The sequence below is a fragment of the Bradyrhizobium embrapense genome (assembly GCF_001189235.2).
Classification (GTDB): Bacteria; Pseudomonadota; Alphaproteobacteria; order Rhizobiales; family Xanthobacteraceae; genus Bradyrhizobium; species Bradyrhizobium embrapense.
Genome location: NZ_LFIP02000002.1, coordinates 378,003 through 394,838, shown reverse-complemented (window position 1 = coordinate 394,838; position 16,836 = coordinate 378,003). Strand labels below are relative to the sequence as shown.

Below are 16,836 nucleotides of genomic sequence, written 5' to 3'. Positions count from 1 at the left end.
TACCCCGGCAGGAGTGGAGGAGAAGGCGGCGAGCATGCCGCCTTCTCCGGTGTTGGAAGGTTGTGTTGTGTCGTTGTTGAGTCAGGCGCGCCCTATCAGGAGCCCTGGCCGCCGCACTTGTTGGTCTTGGTGTTGTAGTTGCCGCACTTCTTGCCGACCCAATCGCCGATCAGGTCCTTGGAGCCCTCGAGCTCCTTCGACCAGGCGTCGCCGGCCACCAGGCCCGGGGTCTTCCAGACCACGTCGAACTGGCCGTTGCCCTTGATCTCGCCGATGAACACCGGCTTGGTGATGTGGTGGTTCGGCAGCATCTTCGAGGTGCCGCCGGTCAGGTTCGGCGCCTCGGTGCCCGGAAGCGCGTCGATCACCTTGTCCGGATCGGTCGACTTCACCTTCTCGACAGCCTTCACCCACATGTTGAAGCCGATGTAGTGCGCTTCCATCGGATCGTTGGTCACGCGCTTCGGATTCTTGGTGTAGGCCTGCCACTCCTTGATGAACTTCTCGTTCGCCGGGGTCTTGATCGATTCGAAGTAGTTCCAGGCGGCGAGATGGCCGAGCAGCGGCTTGGTGTCGATGCCGGCGAGCTCTTCTTCGCCGACCGAGAACGCGACCACCGGAATATCGGTCGCCTTGATGCCCTGGTTGCCGAGCTCCTTGTAGAACGGAACGTTGGCGTCGCCATTGATCGTGGAGACCACGGCGGTCTTCTTGCCGGCGGAGCCGAACTTCTTGATGTCGGCCACGATCGTCTGCCAGTCGGAGTGGCCGAACGGCGTGTAGTTGATCATGATGTCGTCCTGGGCGACACCCTTCGACTTCAGATAGGCTTCCAGGATCTTGTTGGTGGTGCGCGGATAGACGTAGTCGGTGCCGGCCAGCACCCAGCGCTTCACCTTCTCTTCCTTCATCAGATAGTCGACGGCGGGGATCGCCTGCTGGTTCGGCGCTGCGCCCGTGTAGAACACGTTGCGCTCGGACTCCTCGCCCTCATACTGCACCGGATAGAACAGGATGTTGTTGAGCTCCTTGAACACCGGCAGCACGGACTTGCGCGACACCGAGGTCCAGCAGCCGAACACGACCGCAACCTTGTCCTTGGTGATCAGCTCGCGGGCCTTTTCGGCGAACAGCGGCCAGTTCGATGCGGGGTCGACGACGACGGCCTCGAGCTTCTTGCCGAGCACGCCGCCCTTCTTGTTCTGCTCGTCGATCAGGAAAAGGATTGTGTCCTTCAGCGTGGTCTCGCTGATGGCCATGGTGCCCGATAGCGAGTGCAGGATGCCAACCTTGATGGTGTCATCGGCCGCTTGTGCGGGCGCGAACGGCGAGGACGCAGCCAGGCCCAAAACCAGGCCGGCCGTCGCCGCGAGCGCGCGGCGGCGGGTCATCGTCGTTATTTTGTGAGTAAGCTGAGTAAGCATGAAATGTCGTCTCCCTGACGCAGGCGTGAACGCTGCGAACGGCCGCTTGGCCGCCTGCGGTTAAGGGAATCGCAAGAACTATGCCACGGTGCGTGGGCACCGTAAGCCGATGAACGGGCAGGATAATTTCGCAGGTTCCGGGCAAATACGGAGCGCGACCGCCCAATCATTGAGCCATCAACTTGACCTCCGAAAGAGCAATCAGGTTATTTTATAGGCAAAATTGGCCTCTTGGCTAAATTTCCGGCAGCGATTTGTGACAGTTTGCGCGATGGTTCGGCGCATTCGGCGCACCAAACTCGGCGATATCATCTTGAAACCGCCCAGTTCCTGGTCCATATCCTCGGCATGCCCGCGACATCGCGGTGCCTTCGCGAGCTGCGTGTTCAAGCTGCCCCAAGCGGCTTCTGGCTCGCCTTTCAGCTAACCAAGCTCGACGCCCCAGACACGCGGGTGTCCCCGAATGCCTTCATGCGATTCCGGCCGAGATGGGCCGGGACGATGACGGCTTTTATGGAAAGAACCACCTTTTGACCTCCTTTCAGGATTTCGGCCTCGCCGATCCCATCGCCCGCGCGCTTCGAGAAGAAAATTATCTCACGCCAACCCCCATCCAAGCCCAGACCATCCCGCTCGCACTCGCCGGCCGCGACGTCGTCGGCATTGCCCAGACCGGAACCGGCAAGACCGCGTCCTTCGCGCTGCCGATCCTGCACCGTCTGCTCGAGAACCGCGTCCGCCCGCAGCCCAAGAGCTGCCGGGTGCTGGTGCTGTCGCCGACCCGCGAACTGTCCGGGCAGATCCTCGACAGCTTCAACACCTATGGCCGCCACATCCGGCTGTCCTCGACGCTCGCCATCGGCGGCGTGCCGATGGGCCGCCAGGTCCGTTCGCTGATGCAGGGCGTCGAGGTGCTGGTCGCCACGCCCGGCCGCTTACTCGATCTCGTGCAGAGCAACGGGCTGAAGCTCAACCAGGTCGAGTTCCTGGTGCTCGATGAAGCCGACCGCATGCTCGACATGGGCTTCATCAACGACATCCGCAAAATCGTCGCCAAGCTGCCGATCCGCCGGCAGACGCTGTTCTTCTCGGCCACCATGCCCAAGGACATCGCCGAGCTCGCCGAGGCGATGCTGCGCGACCCGGCCCGCGTGGCGGTGACGCCGGTGGCCTCGACGGTGGATCGCATCGCCCAGCGCGCGATCCAGGTCGATTTCGCGGCCAAGCCGGCGGTTCTCGCCCAGCTTCTGAAACAGGAGCCGGTCAATCGTGCCCTGGTGTTTACCCGCACCAAACACGGCGCCGACAAGGTGGTGAAGAGCCTTGCCAAGGCGGGCATCGAGGCCAATGCGATCCACGGCAACAAGTCGCAGAACCACCGCGAGCGGACATTGGCGGCATTCCGTTCCGGCGAGATCCGCACGCTGGTGGCGACCGATATCGCCGCCCGTGGCATCGACGTCGACGGCGTCAGCCACGTCGTGAACTTCGACCTGCCCAACATCCCGGAAACCTACGTCCACCGCATCGGCCGCACCGCGCGTGCCGGCGCCGACGGGGTCGCGATCTCGCTGATCGCGGGTGCCGAGGAGATGGGCTATCTGCGCGATATCGAGCGGCTGATCCGGATTACCGTGCCGCGGGAAGACCGCCGCGCACAAGGCGGCTCCGCTGGCAGCCGCGAGGCCGCGGCGCCCGCATCGGCGACCCACCCCCACCGGGGCGGCCGCTCTGCGCCACGCGCGCATAATGTCCGTGGGAATGAGGCCGCTCCAGGTGCAAAAGGGCCTCGCCGCCGCCGCCGTCGGGGTGGTAATAATGGCGCGCCGCAGACGAGCCGGGGCGAGTCGCCGCGTCCGTCGCAGGCCGGAAACAGCGAAGGCATCCAGGGCGTCGCCTTCTTGCATCGCGAGAGCCGGCCGAATCCGCAACACAACCGCAACAACCGACCGAAGCACTAGCCGTCGCTCGATCTGGAGAACCATATGGCTAAGGAAGAGCTGATCCAGTTCGAAGGACTGGTGACCGAAATCCTCCCCGACGCTCGTTACCGGGTGCAACTCGATGCCGGACACGAAATCGTCGCCTACACCGCCGGCAAGATGAAGAAAAACCGCATCAAGACGCTGGCCGGCGACCGTGTCACGATCGAAATGTCGCCCTACGATCTCGAAAAAGGCCGCCTGATTTTTCGGCACAAGGACGAACGTCCGAGTGGCGCACCCGGCGGTCCGCCGCGGGGCGGTGCGCAGCGCGGCGGCCAGTTCCGTCGCCGATAGGCTGGACATTGCAACCGTCGCGCGCATGGCGTCCCGATGTCCTGCGCAACAATTGGCCGGCGGCTGCGCCGGCCAAAAAATCGCGCACGTCAGGATTGTTTTGAGCCCTTCTATCGAATAATATCCTACCCATCGATTTTCGGCCGGACGACATTAGCCAATACCGGTACAGCCGGTTCAGACGCTGACGACCCTTCCAAAAATTCGATCTCACCACCCCGCCGACCAGCGGGTCTTGAACTTGTATATCTGAGAAGGGACTACCCACGTGAGCATGGGAACCGTGAAGTGGTTTAACGCGACCAAGGGCTACGGCTTCATCCAGCCGGATGAAGGCGGGAACGACGTGTTCGTGCACATCAGTGCAGTCGAGCGCGCCGGCCTTGGCACTCTGCGTGAGGGCCAGAAGATCTCCTACGAGATCGTTGCTGACCGCCGTTCCGGCAAATCCTCGGCCGACAATCTGCGCGCCGCTGGATAAGCCGATTTCCCGGAGCGCGAAGCTCCAGGAAATTGTCGTCAAAGCATCAAGGGCCGCACCTTCGGGTGCGGCCCTTTTTGTCTGGATCGCGCTCTGTGATCCTAAAGCGCGATGAGATCAGGTTGAAGCACCTTCGCGCTTGAGCTCCTTGTTTGAGCGATCTTTTCGGAAAACCGCTTCGCACTTTTCCGGATCATGCTTTAGTAGGTCGAGCAGGTCGTCGGCATGGTGGCGGAGGTCGGCGCGTAGAACACGCAAACCGACTGCCGCGGCCGCGTGAAGGCAACGTCGCTGAGATTAATGCCGGCCTTGGCCATCACATAGCCGACCGTCGGAACGTATTTGTAGCTGACTTCGCTGAAGATCAGATAGGTGCCCGAAACCAGCAGCGCCGACGGAACGATGCTTGTCACGATGTCGCCCTGACTGCGGCTTGAGGCTACCACGGTAGCCTGCGTGGCGCCCGCGCTCATCACCCCCGCCTTGCTCCACTGGATCCGCGCGATGTTGGATTTGTCGACGTAGATTTCCGACAACGTGACCCTGGTCGGCGACGGATCGTAGGGCGTCATGATGCCGACGCTGGCGCTGAAGAAGTTCTGGAGGTCGGCATCCACCACCTGCGTCGCCTGCGATGTCAGGTCCGACGCGGCGCGCGCCATCAGCGTAACCTTGCGATCGACCGCGACACCGGATGAGAACTCCACGGTGCCGAAGAACAGCACCAGCATCAGCGGCATGATGAAAGCGAACTCGACGGCGGCGAGGCCCCGGCGATCACGCCCGAGAGCGACGACAAAGCGCAGCAACGCCGCGGGCGGGGTTTTCATGACTTTGCTCATGAGCATGTCGTGCCGGCGGTTCCGGAGGGCTCGTTCTTGAACGTTGCGGTCGCGATCAGCAGCCGCTTGCCGTTGGCGAGGGCGGTGGAGCTGAAGACCTTGGTGACGAACAGCGGCCACTGATAGAACAGCCGGACCACGACGACGTCACCGTCCTTGCCGGGACACCATTTCACCTGGGTGGGGTCGATGATGGGCACGAGGTTGACGGTCGAAAAACTCGTCGCAGGATAACTCCGCACGTCGACGTAGATGCCGTTGTTGCAATCGAACAACGCCTGGCTGACCGCGCCACAGACGAATTTCTTGAAATCCTGCTGGCTGTAATTCGCGCCCTGCGCCTGACCGGTCATGACCATCCGCGCGGAATCCTGCGTCGCCGTCTCAAGCACCTGGCTGGCGAAGAAGATCATTGCCACTTCGATGATCGCAAAAAGCAGCGCGAAAAACAGCGGCGCGACCATCGCGAATTCGACCACGGTCGCACCGCGGCGGTCTCGGCGAAAGCGACGGAGCAGGCGTGCAAGAGGATGAGCGGGCAGCAGCATCAACGACCCCGGATCAATGTGACGGCAACAACTACCGAAGAGTCATTGTTGAAGTATTTCGCCGAATCGAGACAGAGCGACCCAATCCGGTAGGCCTTTGTTAAGCACGTCGGGCGAGCGGCCTGCGATCGGCCAGGACGGCGGCGTGTGAGGCGCCCGGAGCGGACGCGCGTCAGTTCTGCGGCTTCGCGCCGCCCGAGCCGGAGGCCTGATTGTTGAGCGTACCGGCCTGATCCATGGTCGCCTTGAAATAGGTGTCGCCGTCGCCGAGCGTGATGCGACGCTGACAAACCGGCATGCAGCTATAGGTCTCGCGATCGATGCCGCGATAGACGGTGACGAGCTGATCGCTCGGACCTTCGACCTGGATCTGGCGATCCACCAGCACCTGGCCGGAGCGGTCGAGTGCGATGAAATTGGTCGCGCCATAACCCTTGCCGGTCACCACGACAACCCCGCCATTCTGCAGGGTGACGTCGGCGATCAGGGGATTGCCGACCACGATCGTGGCAATGCCGCCGGGCAGCTTGACGAGCTTGGCCTGATCGACATTGACCGCGATCCGGTCGGGATCCGGCGCTGCCGTTGCGAGTGCAGGCCCCAGCAGCAAGGCTGCGGCCATCGAGATGAAACCGATGCGCATGACGGCGCGAATACGCTGGGACTGAAACGACATACTCTACCCCGGGACGTTAACAGGCCGGCAAAGGCGATACGCTGCGGACCGGCGCCCGACGCTGGCAAATCTGACGGCAATTCATTTAGGAAGAGCAAAGATCGATCGCCGAATTGCGCGGATGTCGCGACTTCCCGAGCCGATCGGCTAACCCTCCGATGCCTCGCGCGGGACCATCCGGCCGCCGTTTCCCGTCGTCCAGCCACTGGGTGGCGAGCGCCTGCGGCGGTTTCAGCCGGCGGCGCGGACGTGGACGACCACGCGGTCATCGGCGTAGAGGCGCTGCCATCCTGCGATGTGATCCAGCAATTTGGACGCCGGCGTGGTTGGATCGAGCATCACCGCATCGATATCATGTGTTGCGAGCAGACTGAGGAAGCCGTTGACGTCCTTGAGCTGAACCGCGCGGACCAAGCTCATGCCGAACGCCTCGCCGTAGAGTTCGGCACGCCCGTCGATGAACACCGGCATCTGACGCCAGATCAGGTAGCCGCCGAACTGCAGATCGTTGAGCACGCGCTTGACGTCGTGCGCCTTCATCGCGTCAACGGCGGCGGCCGGCGAATAGATCGGCGGTGGCGATATGACCCGGCGCGCGGCAGCGACTGCGGTCCACGCGCAAAGCCCGACGACAAGGATTGCGGCCGGAGCAACCCTCGGGCGGACCGCGCTGGCGGCGCGCAGCCCGAACTGGGTGGCGACCGGCGTCAGCACGGCCAGCGGCAGCAGCAGGGCAAGCAGCTCGAGATTTCTGACATGGGACAGCGCCATGTGCAGCAAGCCCAGCACCAGGATGATTCGCGGCAGCGGCAACCTCGCCCCGTAATAGAGCGCAGCGCCGAGCAGGCCCAGGATCGATAGTCCGAACGGCTCGATCTCGCCGAATGTCGCCGGCTTCCACTCTGTGATCAGGTGCAACAATTCGCCGAGGCCGAGAATCCTGAGCGAGGCGAGGATCGAGCCCCAGCCATAGGGGGTCGCGCAGCACGCAGCGAGCGCGCCGATGCCGAACGCCGCCCAGCGCAGCGCCAGCGCCGGCCTCTGGGCCGGCAAGGCATTCCACATCGCATCGAGCGCGAATGCGCCGGCCAGTACCACGCCAAATAGAAAGCCGCCGTGCAGATTGGCCCACAGCGCGATCAGCGGTAGCAGCCAGAACGAAGGCGCCTCGCGGCGTTCGCTGGCGGTCATCAGGCCGTTCGCCCAGACGACCATGATGGGCATCGCCAGCACATGCGGACGGGCCAGCAGGTGCCCGCAGATCAGAACCAGCGCCGCTAGCGCAATCAGGCTCGCGTAGACCGTCGGTAGCGCGCGGCTGAGGATGGCGGTGAGCAGCGCGAAGCTGGCAGCGGCGCAGGCGGCGGCCAGCGCCACCGGGCCGGTCCATCCGGCGAGGTCATAGGCCTTCGCGAACAGAACCTGCGCCAACCAGGACGACGACACCCACGGCTCACCGGCCTTGGTGAACGAATAGATGTCGATAGACGGCAGCGTGCGATGGTCGAGGATCCAGCGGCCGACGGCAATCTGCCAGTAGGTGTCGGAATCGGCGAGCAGCCTGTTGCCGACGAACAGCAGCAGCGCATAGACGCCGCACGCCATCCAGAACCAGGCCGGGAGCTCGGCGAAAGCGGAGACTTTCGCGCGCGGGAAGGTCGCCGTCTCAGCGCTCATGATGGCACCGGCCGGCTGGCGGCGTCATTGCCGGAACGGATAGGCCAACTGTCCGCCGATCTCGGACGGCACGCCCTGTTCGGCATCGACGCCATAATCTTCCGGAAGCTTGCCTTCGGGCATCCGGAACGTACCGAACAGAATATCCCAGAGCGGAAACGTGCCTGCGAAATTGGTGTCGCCGCCTTCCTCGAGCCCGGTGTGATGCCAGCGGTGAAACACCGGTGTCGCGATCACGTATTTGAACGGGCCGAGCGTCCAGTTCAGGTTGGCGTGCACGAATGCCGAGTGGAATGTGGTGAACGGCCCCACCCACAGCATGATGTTCGGCGAGATGCCCGCCATCAGCAGGATCACATCGACGGTGATCGTGCCGATCAGAAGATTGACCGGATGGAAGCGTGCCGCCGAGATCCATTCAAGATCCTCGGAGGAGTGATGAATGGCGTGATATTTCCAGAAGCCGCCGCCATGGAACATCCGATGCAGCCAGTACAGCATGAAATCGGAGGCGACCAGGAAGATGATAGACTGCAGCCAGAGCGGAAGCTGCGCCAGCGGGCCGTGTCCGTTCTCGTAGAATGCGATCAGATCGTCGGCTTCGTGAACGTTGAACACCACGGCTGCGCCAACCACCAGGAGCCCGATCCGCAGCACGCGGGCGAATGCCGGCACGAAGAACCAGTAGCAGATGTCGGTGACCAGCTCACGCTTTTGCCACCATGGCTTGCCGGGATTGCAGGCCCAGAAATGAGTGAGCACCGTGAAGAACAGCGCCAGCGCGATGGTGATCGGCACCACCTTCATCATCGTCTGGCCGATCATCTCGATGACTTCAAAGGGAAGGGTGGGCATGACGGCCTCGTTTTGACGGAAGCCCCATGCGTATAGATGTGCGCTTAAGGACCCGTGAACAGGTGCCGATAGCAGCGGGCCCCTGCAACAATCTGCAATCTTAACGGGCCGCTTAAGGCCAAATTTACTGTGCTCAACAACTGCGGGTTCCCGCTGTGTTTATGCGATCAAATTAACTGCGCCGAAATTGTCGAACCGTAGGGTGCCGCAATGGTCACGGTGCTGAGAACGCCGGCGAGACCAAACCTAGTTCGACCAGCCACGTGTACACAGGAGTTACTTATGAAGAACCTCGTCTCGCGCTTCGTGAAGGATGAGTCGGGCGCGACTGCCATCGAATACGGCCTGATCGCCACCGGTATCGCCATCGCGATCATCGCGGCTGTCAACGGCGTCGGCTCCAAGCTCTCGACCACCTTCAACACGGTCTCCAACTCGCTGAAGTAAGCCGGTTCGAACGAACTCGCATCAAAGGTCCCGGCAGCCCCGGGACCTTTGCTATTTGGCGGACAGGCGGTCGGCGCCTTGATGGCGGCCGCGGCGGCTTTTCCCGATTGTTCACCATTGGCCGCTAGCGTCGGGTCTCGACCGCAGCTCCAGCTTGACGGCATGAATCCATGATCCTCGACATCGCACGCTTGATGCTGTTCCCGGCCCTGATGGCCTTTGCGGCGGCGAGCGATCTCTTGACCATGACGATCCCGAACCGGATCTCGCTGGCGCTGGTGGCCGGGTTCTTCATCCTGGCGCCGCTGACCGGGATGGGCATCCACGAGATGCTCGACCATGCCGGCGCGGGCGCGCTGGTTCTGGCGGTGGCATTCGGCATGTTTGCGATGGGCTGGGTCGGCGGCGGAGATGCCAAGGTCGCCGCCGCGGCCGGCCTGTGGTTCGGTTTCGAGCATCTGCTCCCCTATCTGGTCTTCGCGTCGCTGTTCGGCGGCGCGCTGACGCTGCTGCTGCTGCAGCTCCGGCAATGGCCGCTGCCCTATGCGCTCGCGAACCAGGCCTGGCTCAGCCGCCTGCACGACAAGCAGACCGGAATTCCCTACGGCATCGCACTCGCCCTCGGCGCCCTGCTGATCTATCCCGAGACGGACTGGATCAAGACGATCGATCTCGCGCACCTGGCGATGCGCTGACAAAGCAGCGGTAACCGCCCGTTAAGGCGATTTAGATACGCCTCATTAACCATGCTTTGACGAATAGCTGGTCAACTCCCATCACGGCGGCGGCAGCGTCGCGGCGTCATGTGGAAAGTGAAGCGTAATGGATAAGGCCCGCATTCTGGTCCTCGCAATCGCAGGCTGCGCCGGCCTCGCGGCGCTCTATTTGGCGAGTGGAAGCGACGACAGGCCGGCGCCGCCCCCACCTGTCGCGCAGCTGCCCACCGTCGACATCCTGGTCGCGAAGACCGACATCGGCCTCGGCCAGGCCGTGAAGCCCGAAGACTTGCAATGGCAGACCTGGCCGGCGGCAACCGCCAGCGCCAGCTTCATGCGCAGGGACAGCAACGCCGAAGCGATCAAGGACGTGACCGGTTCGATTGCGCGCGCCCCGTTCATCCAGGGCGAACCGATTCGCGAGCAGAAGCTCGTCAAGGCCGACGGCAGCGGCTTCATGGCCGCGATCCTGCCGACCGGCATGCGGGCGGTATCGACCGAAATCTCACCCGAGACTGGCGCCGGCGGCTTCATCCTGCCGAATGACCGGGTCGACGTCCTGCTGTCGAAGCGGGACAAGAATCCGGATCGCAACGGCGCCGACATCGTCAACTCCGAAGTGATCCTGACCAACATCCGCGTGCTCGCGATCGACCAGGCACCGAAGGAAAAGGACGGCACCAACGCACTGATCGGCAAGACGGTGACGCTGGAGCTGAAGCCCGAACAGACCGAGACGCTGGCGCGCGCGCGCCAGAGCGGCGTCCTGTCGCTGGCGCTGCGCAGCATCGCCGACAACAACGCGCCCGAAACCAAGATCGACGACAGCCGCCAGAGGCGCGGTGACACGATCAACGTCATCCGCTTTGGCGTTGCCAACCAGGCGACGATGCAGAAGTGACCATGAGGACACACGTGATGAAGGGCGGGGCAACTCAACGGACGATGCGGGCCTTCATGGTCCGCGCATTGTCGTTCTCGGCCGTCGCGGCGCTCACGCTCAACCCGGCGCTGACACCGGTGGTGGCGAGCGATTATCGCGCCGCGCCTGCCGCTGCCGCATCGGCCGATGGCGGCCAGATGAATGCCCGGTTCCTCTCGCTCGGCGTCGGCAAGTCGATCGTGATCGATCTGCCCCGGGACATCAAGGACGTGTTGGTCGCCGATCCCAAAATCGCCAACGCCGTGGTGCGCTCGGCGCAACGCGCCTACATCATCGGCGCGACGGTCGGCCAGACCAACATCGTGTTCTTCGACGCCGCCGGCCAGCAGATTGCGGCCTATGACATCGCGGTCAAGCGCGATCTCAACGGCGTGCGCGCCGCGCTGCGTGCGGCACTGCCGAATTCCGATATCCAGATCGAGGGCGTCGGCGACGGCGTGATGCTGAGCGGGAGCGCTGCGAGCCCGATCGAAGCACAGCAGGCCGGCGATATCGCCACGCGGCTGGTCGGCAGCCCCGACAAGGTCGTGAACTCGATCACGGTTCGCGGCCGCGACCAGGTGATGCTGAAGGTCACGGTTGCCGAAGTCGCGCGCAGCCTGATCAAGCAGCTCGGCATCGACCTCACCGCGAACCTCAACTACGGCACGACCGTGGTGAAATTCGCCAACAGCAACCCGTTCACCGCGAACAGCTCGCCGCTGGTGTCCGGCAACAATCTGACCACGTCGTTCGGATCGTCGGTGTCGGCAACGATCCGCGCCATGGAAAGCGCCGGTGTCGTGCGGACCCTCGCCGAACCGAACCTGACCGCAATCTCGGGCGAATCGGCGACCTTCATCTCGGGCGGCGAGTTTCCAATTCCGACCGGCGTGACCTGCCAGACCTCGACGACGGGCGCGATCGGGAATTGCGTCCAGACCGTCAGCTTCAAGAAATTCGGCATTTCGCTCAACTTCACGCCGGTGGTGCTGACCGAAGGGCGCATCAGCCTGCGCGTGATGACGGAAGTGTCGGAAGTCTCGACCGAGAACGCGCTGACCGGCGGCGCGGGTGGAACGACGATCCCTTCGATCAAGACCCGCCGCGCCGAGACCACGCTGGAAATTCCTTCGGGCGGCTCGATGGCCATGGCCGGCCTGATCCAGGATCAGACCAAGCAGGCGATCAACGGCCTTCCCGGGCTGGCGTCCCTGCCCGTGCTCGGCACGCTGTTCCGCAGCCGCGACTTCGTCAACAACCAGACCGAACTGATGGTTCTGGTGACGCCCTATGTGGTTCGCGCCGTGGCGCAAAAGGATTTGTCGCGCCCGGATGACGGCTTCGCCAACGCATCCGACCCACAGGCCGACCTGCTCGGCAGCCTCAATCGCATTTACGGCGTGCCCGGCCGCACCGAGCCGGCGCGGAATTACCGCGGCACCTACGGCTTCATTACCGACTGAGGCGGACGATGACACAGACCACACCCAGACCATCCGCCGATTACAAGCGCACCGCCGGTGTCGCCGGCGTGCTCGTCGTTCTTGCCATGGCGCTCGGCGCCTGCCAGCACGCCGCCGACAACAGTTTCGCGATGGTGGACTCGCCGGCCGACTATCGCCTGCGTCACCCGATCGCGGTGACCGAGGCCGATCGCTCGATCGTGGTCTTCGTCGGCCGCAGCCGCGGCGGCCTGACCGCGGAGCAGCGCGCCGAGGTGATGGGAATGGCGCAGGACTGGATGCGCGAGGGCACCGGCGCCGTTACCATCGACGTTCCCGCCGACACGCCGAATGCCCGGCCCGCGCAGGAATCGCTGCGCGAGATCCAGGCGACCTTCGCCGCCGCCGGCGTGCCGCCGCGCGGGATCCTCGTGCGCAAATACCACCCCGAGAATCCGCGCCTGATGCCTGCGATCCGCGTGAACTATCCAAAGATGAAAGCGGAGGCCGGGCCGTGCGGCCTCTGGCCGGAGGATCTCGGCCCGTCGATGCACAACGGATCCTACATCCAGAACAAGCAATACTACAATTTCGGCTGCGCCAATCAGCGCAACCTCGCAGCCATGGTCGAAGACCCGACTGACCTCGTGCAGCCGCGCGCGGAGACCCCTGCCTACACGTCGCGCCGCAACATCGCCTTCGACAAGTATCGCAAGGGCAGCACAACCGCCACGACGTATCCCGAGTCCGACAGGGCCAAGCTAAGCGACACAGGAAAATGATCACCTACGCGCAGCAAAACTCCGAAGAGCAGACGGACGTCCCGCCGCAGGCCGTGGACGACCATATTGCTCCGGCGCCACGGGTCTCGGTCCAGGCGTTCTGCGAGACGGTCGAGACCGCTGCCGCCGTACAGTCGGCGGGCGAGGATCGCCGGTTGGCCAAGGCCCACCTCAAGATCCAGATGGGCGGCATGGCGGCTGCCATCGAGGCCTACCGCTCGGCGCCGACGCCCAACGTCATCATCCTCGAGACCGAGGGCCGCAGCGACATTCTGGGCGGGCTCGACCAGCTCGCCACGGTATGCGACGCCGGCACCCGGGTGGTCGTGATCGGCCGGGTCAACGACGTCACGCTGTATCGCGAGCTGGTGCGGCGCGGCGTCAGCGACTACGTGATCGCGCCGGCACATGCGATCGACGTGGTGCGCGCGGTCTGCAACCTGTTCTCGGCGCCGGAAGCCAAGGCGGTCGGCCGCGTCGTCGCCGTCGTCGGCGCGAAGGGCGGCGTCGGCGCCTCGACGATCGCCCACAATGTTGCCTGGGCGATCGCCCGCGATCTGGCGCTCGATTCCGTGGTCGCCGATCTCGATCTTGCATTCGGCACGGCCGGCCTCAACTACAACCAGGATCCGGCGCAAGGCATTGCGGATGCGGTGTTCTCGCCGGACCGCGTCGATACCGCCTTCGTCGACCGCCTGCTGTCGAAATGCACCGACCATCTGAGCCTGCTGGCGGCACCGGCGACGCTCGACAAGGTCTACGATTTCGGCGCCGAAGCGTTCGATGCGATCTTCGACACGTTGCGCACCACGATGCCGTGCATCGTGCTCGACGTACCGCACCAGTGGTCCGGCTGGACCAAGCGCGCGCTGATCGCGGCCGACGACATCCTGATCGTGGCGGCGCCCGACCTCGCCAATCTGCGCAACGCCAAGAACATGTTCGACCTCTTGAAGGCGTCGCGGCCGAACGACCGCGCGCCGCTGTACTGCCTGAACCAGGTCGGCGTGCCGAAGCGTCCGGAGATCGCTGCGGGCGAATTCGCCAAGGCGATCGAAAGCCAGCCGATCGCCGCCATTCCGTTCGATCCGCAGATCTTCGGTTCGGCTGCCAACAACGGCCAGATGATCGCCGAAATCTCCGCCAATCACCGCGCAGTCGAGATGTTTCTACAGATGGCGCAGCGGCTGACAGGCCGCGGCGAGACCAAGAAGCCGAGGGGGTCTTTCCTGTCGCCCCTGCTCGAAAAGCTGCGGTCCAAATAGTGGTCCGCGTGGAGTCAAGACGTCGTGTTTGGTAAGCGTAGCGGAAACGAGGGGGACCTGCGGGCACCTAAGCCTGCCTTTCAGACGCCGGAGCCTGCCGGCTCGTCGCCGATGGCGCGCGAGTCCGCCGCCCCGACGATCTCGTCGCCGCCGCTGGCGCCGGCCAAGCCGCCGCCTGCTCCCGTCGTCGAAGCCCGCCGCTCGGACAACTACTACCAGGTCAAGGCGACGATCTTCGGCGCCCTGATCGAGGCGATCGACCTTGCCCAGCTCGCCAAGCTGGACAGCGAGTCGGCGCGCGAGGAAATCCGCGACATTGTCAACGAGATCATCGCGATCAAGAACATCGTGATGTCGATCGCCGAGCAGGAAGAGTTGCTCGACGACATCTGCAACGACGTGCTCGGCTACGGACCGCTGGAGCCGCTATTGTCGCGCGACGACATCGCCGACATCATGGTCAACGGCGCGGGCACCGTGTTCATCGAAGTCGCCGGCAAGATCCAGCGCACCGGCATCCGCTTTCGCGACAACCAGCAGCTGCTCAACATCTGCCAGCGCATCGTCAGCCAGGTCGGCCGGCGCGTCGACGAATCCTCGCCGATCTGCGACGCCCGCCTCGCCGACGGCTCGCGCGTCAACGCCATCGTGCCGCCGCTGGCGATCGACGGGCCCGCGCTCACCATCCGCAAATTCAAGAAGGACAAGCTGACGCTGGAGCAGCTCGTCAAGTTCGGCGCGATCACGCCGGAAGGGGCGACCATCCTGCAGATCATCGGCCGTGTCCGCTGCAACGTGATCATCTCGGGCGGCACCGGCTCGGGCAAAACCACGCTGCTGAACTGCCTGACCAACTATATCGAGCACGACGAGCGCATCATCACCTGCGAAGACGCCGCCGAACTTCAGCTGCAGCAGCCGCATGTGGTGCGGCTGGAAACCCGGCCGCCGAACATCGAGGGCGAGGGCCAGGTCACGATGCGCGAACTGGTCCGCAACTGCCTGCGTATGCGTCCGGAGCGCATCATCGTCGGCGAAGTCCGCGGCCCCGAGGCGTTCGACCTGTTGCAGGCGATGAACACCGGCCACGACGGCTCGATGGGCACGCTGCACGCCAACAATCCCCGCGAAGCGCTGTCGCGCTGCGAATCCATGATCACCATGGGCGGCTTCTCGCTTCCCTCGCGCACCATTCGCGAGATGATCTGCGCCTCGGTCGACATCATCGTGCAGGCCGCCCGCCTGCGCGACGGTTCGCGCCGCATCACCCACATCACCGAGGTGATGGGCATGGAAGGTGACACCATCATCACCCAGGATATCTTCCTCTACGACGTGATCGGGGAAGATGCCAACGGCAAGATCATCGGCAAGCACCGCTCGACCGGCATCGGCCGGCCGCGCTTCTGGGAGCGCGCGCGCTATTACAATGAAGAGAAGCGGCTTGCGGCGGCGCTGGACGCCTCCGACTCGCCGGCGCCGGTCTAGAGGAACGCAGGATGCAGACGCAAACCCTTGCCCTCGCCTTCCTCGCCGCCACCACCGTGGGCGGCATCGCCTGGGTCTTCCTCTATCCTTACCTTTCGGGGGAAAAGAAGGCCGAGTCGCGCCGCGCATCGGTGGCGCGCAGCGAACCGTCGACCACGCGAACCACCGAACGCACCCAGCGCTCCCGCCGCGAGCAGGTCGAAGGATCGCTGAAGGAGCTCGAGGCGCGTCGGCAGAAGGACAAGAAAATCCCGCTCGGCATGCGCATCTCGCAGGCCGGACTGGAGTGGTCCGAGCAGAAATTCTGGATGATCTCCGGCGCCCTCGGCTTGTTCGGGTTCGGCGCGGCCTTCATGGCCGGCGGAGGACTGCTGGGCGCCGCGGGCATCGGCTTTGCCATGGGCCTCGGCCTGCCGCGCTGGCTGCTCGGCTTCCTGAAGAAGCGGCGGGAAAAGGCCTTTCTGAAGGCGCTGCCCGACGCCGTCGACGTCATCGTCCGCGGCATCAAGGCCGGCCTGCCGCTGTTCGAGTCGCTCAAGGCCGTCGTCAACGATGCGCCTGAGCCGCTGCGGAGCGAGTTTCTTGCGATCATCGAGACCCAGGCAATCGGCATGCCGCTCGGCGAGGCCTGCGCCCGGCTGTACGAACGCATGCCGCTGCCGGAGGCGAACTTCTTCGGTATTGTGATCGCGATCCAGCAGAAGTCCGGCGGCAATCTGTCGGAAGCTCTCGGCAACCTGTCGCGGGTGCTGCGCGACCGCAAGAAGATGGCCGAGAAGATCCAGGCGATGTCGATGGAAGCGAAGGCTTCCGCCGCCATCATCGGCTCGCTGCCGCCGATCGTGATGATCCTCGTGTTCCTCACGACGCCGGACTACATCGCCCTGCTGTGGACCAACTCGATGGGCCAGCTCATGCTGGTCGGCTGCGCCCTCTGGATGACCTGCGGCGTGCTGGTGATGAAGAAGATGATCAACTTCGATTTCTGA

17 protein-coding genes are annotated in these 16,836 nt (G+C 64.1%); 11 read left to right on the top strand and 6 right to left on the bottom strand.

Annotated elements, in window-relative coordinates:
• Window positions 1-95 precede the first annotated feature (95 nt).
• Complete coding sequence (gene urtA, locus AKN83_RS09265; RefSeq protein WP_050405361.1) at window positions 96-1,424, bottom strand: urea ABC transporter substrate-binding protein; 1,329 nt, start codon at window positions 1,422-1,424, stop codon at window positions 96-98.
• Window positions 1,425-1,912: 488 nt separating this feature from the next.
• On the opposite strand from urtA, the gene AKN83_RS09260 reads away from it, so the two are divergent.
• The 3 genes from AKN83_RS09260 to AKN83_RS09250 all read left to right on the top strand — a co-directional run bounded on the left by AKN83_RS09260 (window position 1,913) and on the right by AKN83_RS09250 (window position 4,184).
• Entirely contained in the window at window positions 1,913-3,385 is a 1,473-nt protein-coding gene (locus tag AKN83_RS09260; protein ID WP_430641509.1) for a DEAD/DEAH box helicase, read from the top strand.
• Between the two features lie 24 nt (window positions 3,386-3,409).
• A complete protein-coding gene (gene infA, locus AKN83_RS09255) occupies window positions 3,410-3,703 on the top strand; it encodes a translation initiation factor IF-1 (protein WP_016842649.1) in 294 nt (97 codons plus the stop codon).
• Window positions 3,704-3,971: 268 nt separating this feature from the next.
• Window positions 3,972-4,184 carry a cold-shock protein gene (locus tag AKN83_RS09250; protein WP_016842648.1) on the top strand — a complete coding sequence of 71 codons (213 nt, stop codon included), beginning with the start codon at window positions 3,972-3,974 and terminating at the stop codon, window positions 4,182-4,184.
• Between the two features lie 200 nt (window positions 4,185-4,384).
• Here AKN83_RS09250 and AKN83_RS09245 read toward each other — a convergent pair whose 3' ends face one another.
• The 5 genes from AKN83_RS09245 to AKN83_RS09225 all read right to left on the bottom strand — a co-directional run bounded on the left by AKN83_RS09245 (window position 4,385) and on the right by AKN83_RS09225 (window position 8,782).
• Entirely contained in the window at window positions 4,385-5,014 is a 630-nt protein-coding gene (locus AKN83_RS09245) for a TadE/TadG family type IV pilus assembly protein (RefSeq protein WP_244521940.1), read from the bottom strand.
• Between the two features lie 8 nt (window positions 5,015-5,022).
• Window positions 5,023-5,574, bottom strand: coding sequence for a TadE family protein (locus AKN83_RS09240; RefSeq protein WP_050405359.1), 552 nt, complete (start codon window positions 5,572-5,574; stop codon window positions 5,023-5,025).
• A gap of 172 nt (window positions 5,575-5,746) precedes the next feature.
• A complete protein-coding gene (locus tag AKN83_RS09235; protein ID WP_063270689.1) occupies window positions 5,747-6,250 on the bottom strand; it encodes a pilus assembly protein N-terminal domain-containing protein in 504 nt (167 codons plus the stop codon).
• 231 nt (window positions 6,251-6,481) lie between these two features.
• Complete coding sequence (locus AKN83_RS09230; protein WP_050405357.1) at window positions 6,482-7,927, bottom strand: hypothetical protein; 1,446 nt, start codon at window positions 7,925-7,927, stop codon at window positions 6,482-6,484.
• Between the two features lie 24 nt (window positions 7,928-7,951).
• Complete coding sequence (locus tag AKN83_RS09225; RefSeq protein ID WP_050405356.1) at window positions 7,952-8,782, bottom strand: sterol desaturase family protein; 831 nt, start codon at window positions 8,780-8,782, stop codon at window positions 7,952-7,954.
• Window positions 8,783-9,064: 282 nt separating this feature from the next.
• On the opposite strand from AKN83_RS09225, the gene AKN83_RS09220 reads away from it, so the two are divergent.
• The 8 genes from AKN83_RS09220 (at window position 9,065) to AKN83_RS09185 (ending at window position 16,836) form a co-directional block, all read left to right on the top strand.
• Complete coding sequence (locus AKN83_RS09220) at window positions 9,065-9,229, top strand: Flp family type IVb pilin (RefSeq protein WP_050405355.1); 165 nt, start codon at window positions 9,065-9,067, stop codon at window positions 9,227-9,229.
• A gap of 170 nt (window positions 9,230-9,399) precedes the next feature.
• Entirely contained in the window at window positions 9,400-9,924 is a 525-nt protein-coding gene (locus AKN83_RS09215) for an A24 family peptidase (RefSeq protein ID WP_050405354.1), read from the top strand.
• A 127-nt stretch (window positions 9,925-10,051) separates the two neighbouring features.
• Window positions 10,052-10,846, top strand: a complete 795-nt coding sequence (cpaB, locus tag AKN83_RS09210; protein WP_050405353.1) for a Flp pilus assembly protein CpaB — start codon at window positions 10,052-10,054, stop codon at window positions 10,844-10,846.
• 2 nt (window positions 10,847-10,848) lie between these two features.
• On the top strand, window positions 10,849-12,333 hold the full coding sequence (locus tag AKN83_RS09205; protein WP_157113289.1) for a type II and III secretion system protein family protein: 1,485 nt from the start codon (window positions 10,849-10,851) through the stop codon (window positions 12,331-12,333).
• An 8-nt stretch (window positions 12,334-12,341) separates the two neighbouring features.
• A complete protein-coding gene (locus AKN83_RS09200; protein ID WP_050405351.1) occupies window positions 12,342-13,094 on the top strand; it encodes a CpaD family pilus assembly protein in 753 nt (250 codons plus the stop codon).
• On the top strand, window positions 13,091-14,359 hold the full coding sequence (locus tag AKN83_RS09195) for a CpaE/TadZ family protein (protein ID WP_050405350.1): 1,269 nt from the start codon (window positions 13,091-13,093) through the stop codon (window positions 14,357-14,359). Before AKN83_RS09200 ends, AKN83_RS09195 begins: the two co-directional genes overlap by 4 nt.
• Window positions 14,360-14,383: 24 nt before the next feature.
• Complete coding sequence (locus AKN83_RS09190) at window positions 14,384-15,847, top strand: TadA family conjugal transfer-associated ATPase (protein ID WP_063695273.1); 1,464 nt, start codon at window positions 14,384-14,386, stop codon at window positions 15,845-15,847.
• A gap of 11 nt (window positions 15,848-15,858) precedes the next feature.
• The gene (locus tag AKN83_RS09185) at window positions 15,859-16,836 is read left to right on the top strand and encodes a type II secretion system F family protein (RefSeq protein WP_050402164.1); all 978 of its coding nucleotides are present in this window, start codon (window positions 15,859-15,861) and stop codon (window positions 16,834-16,836) included.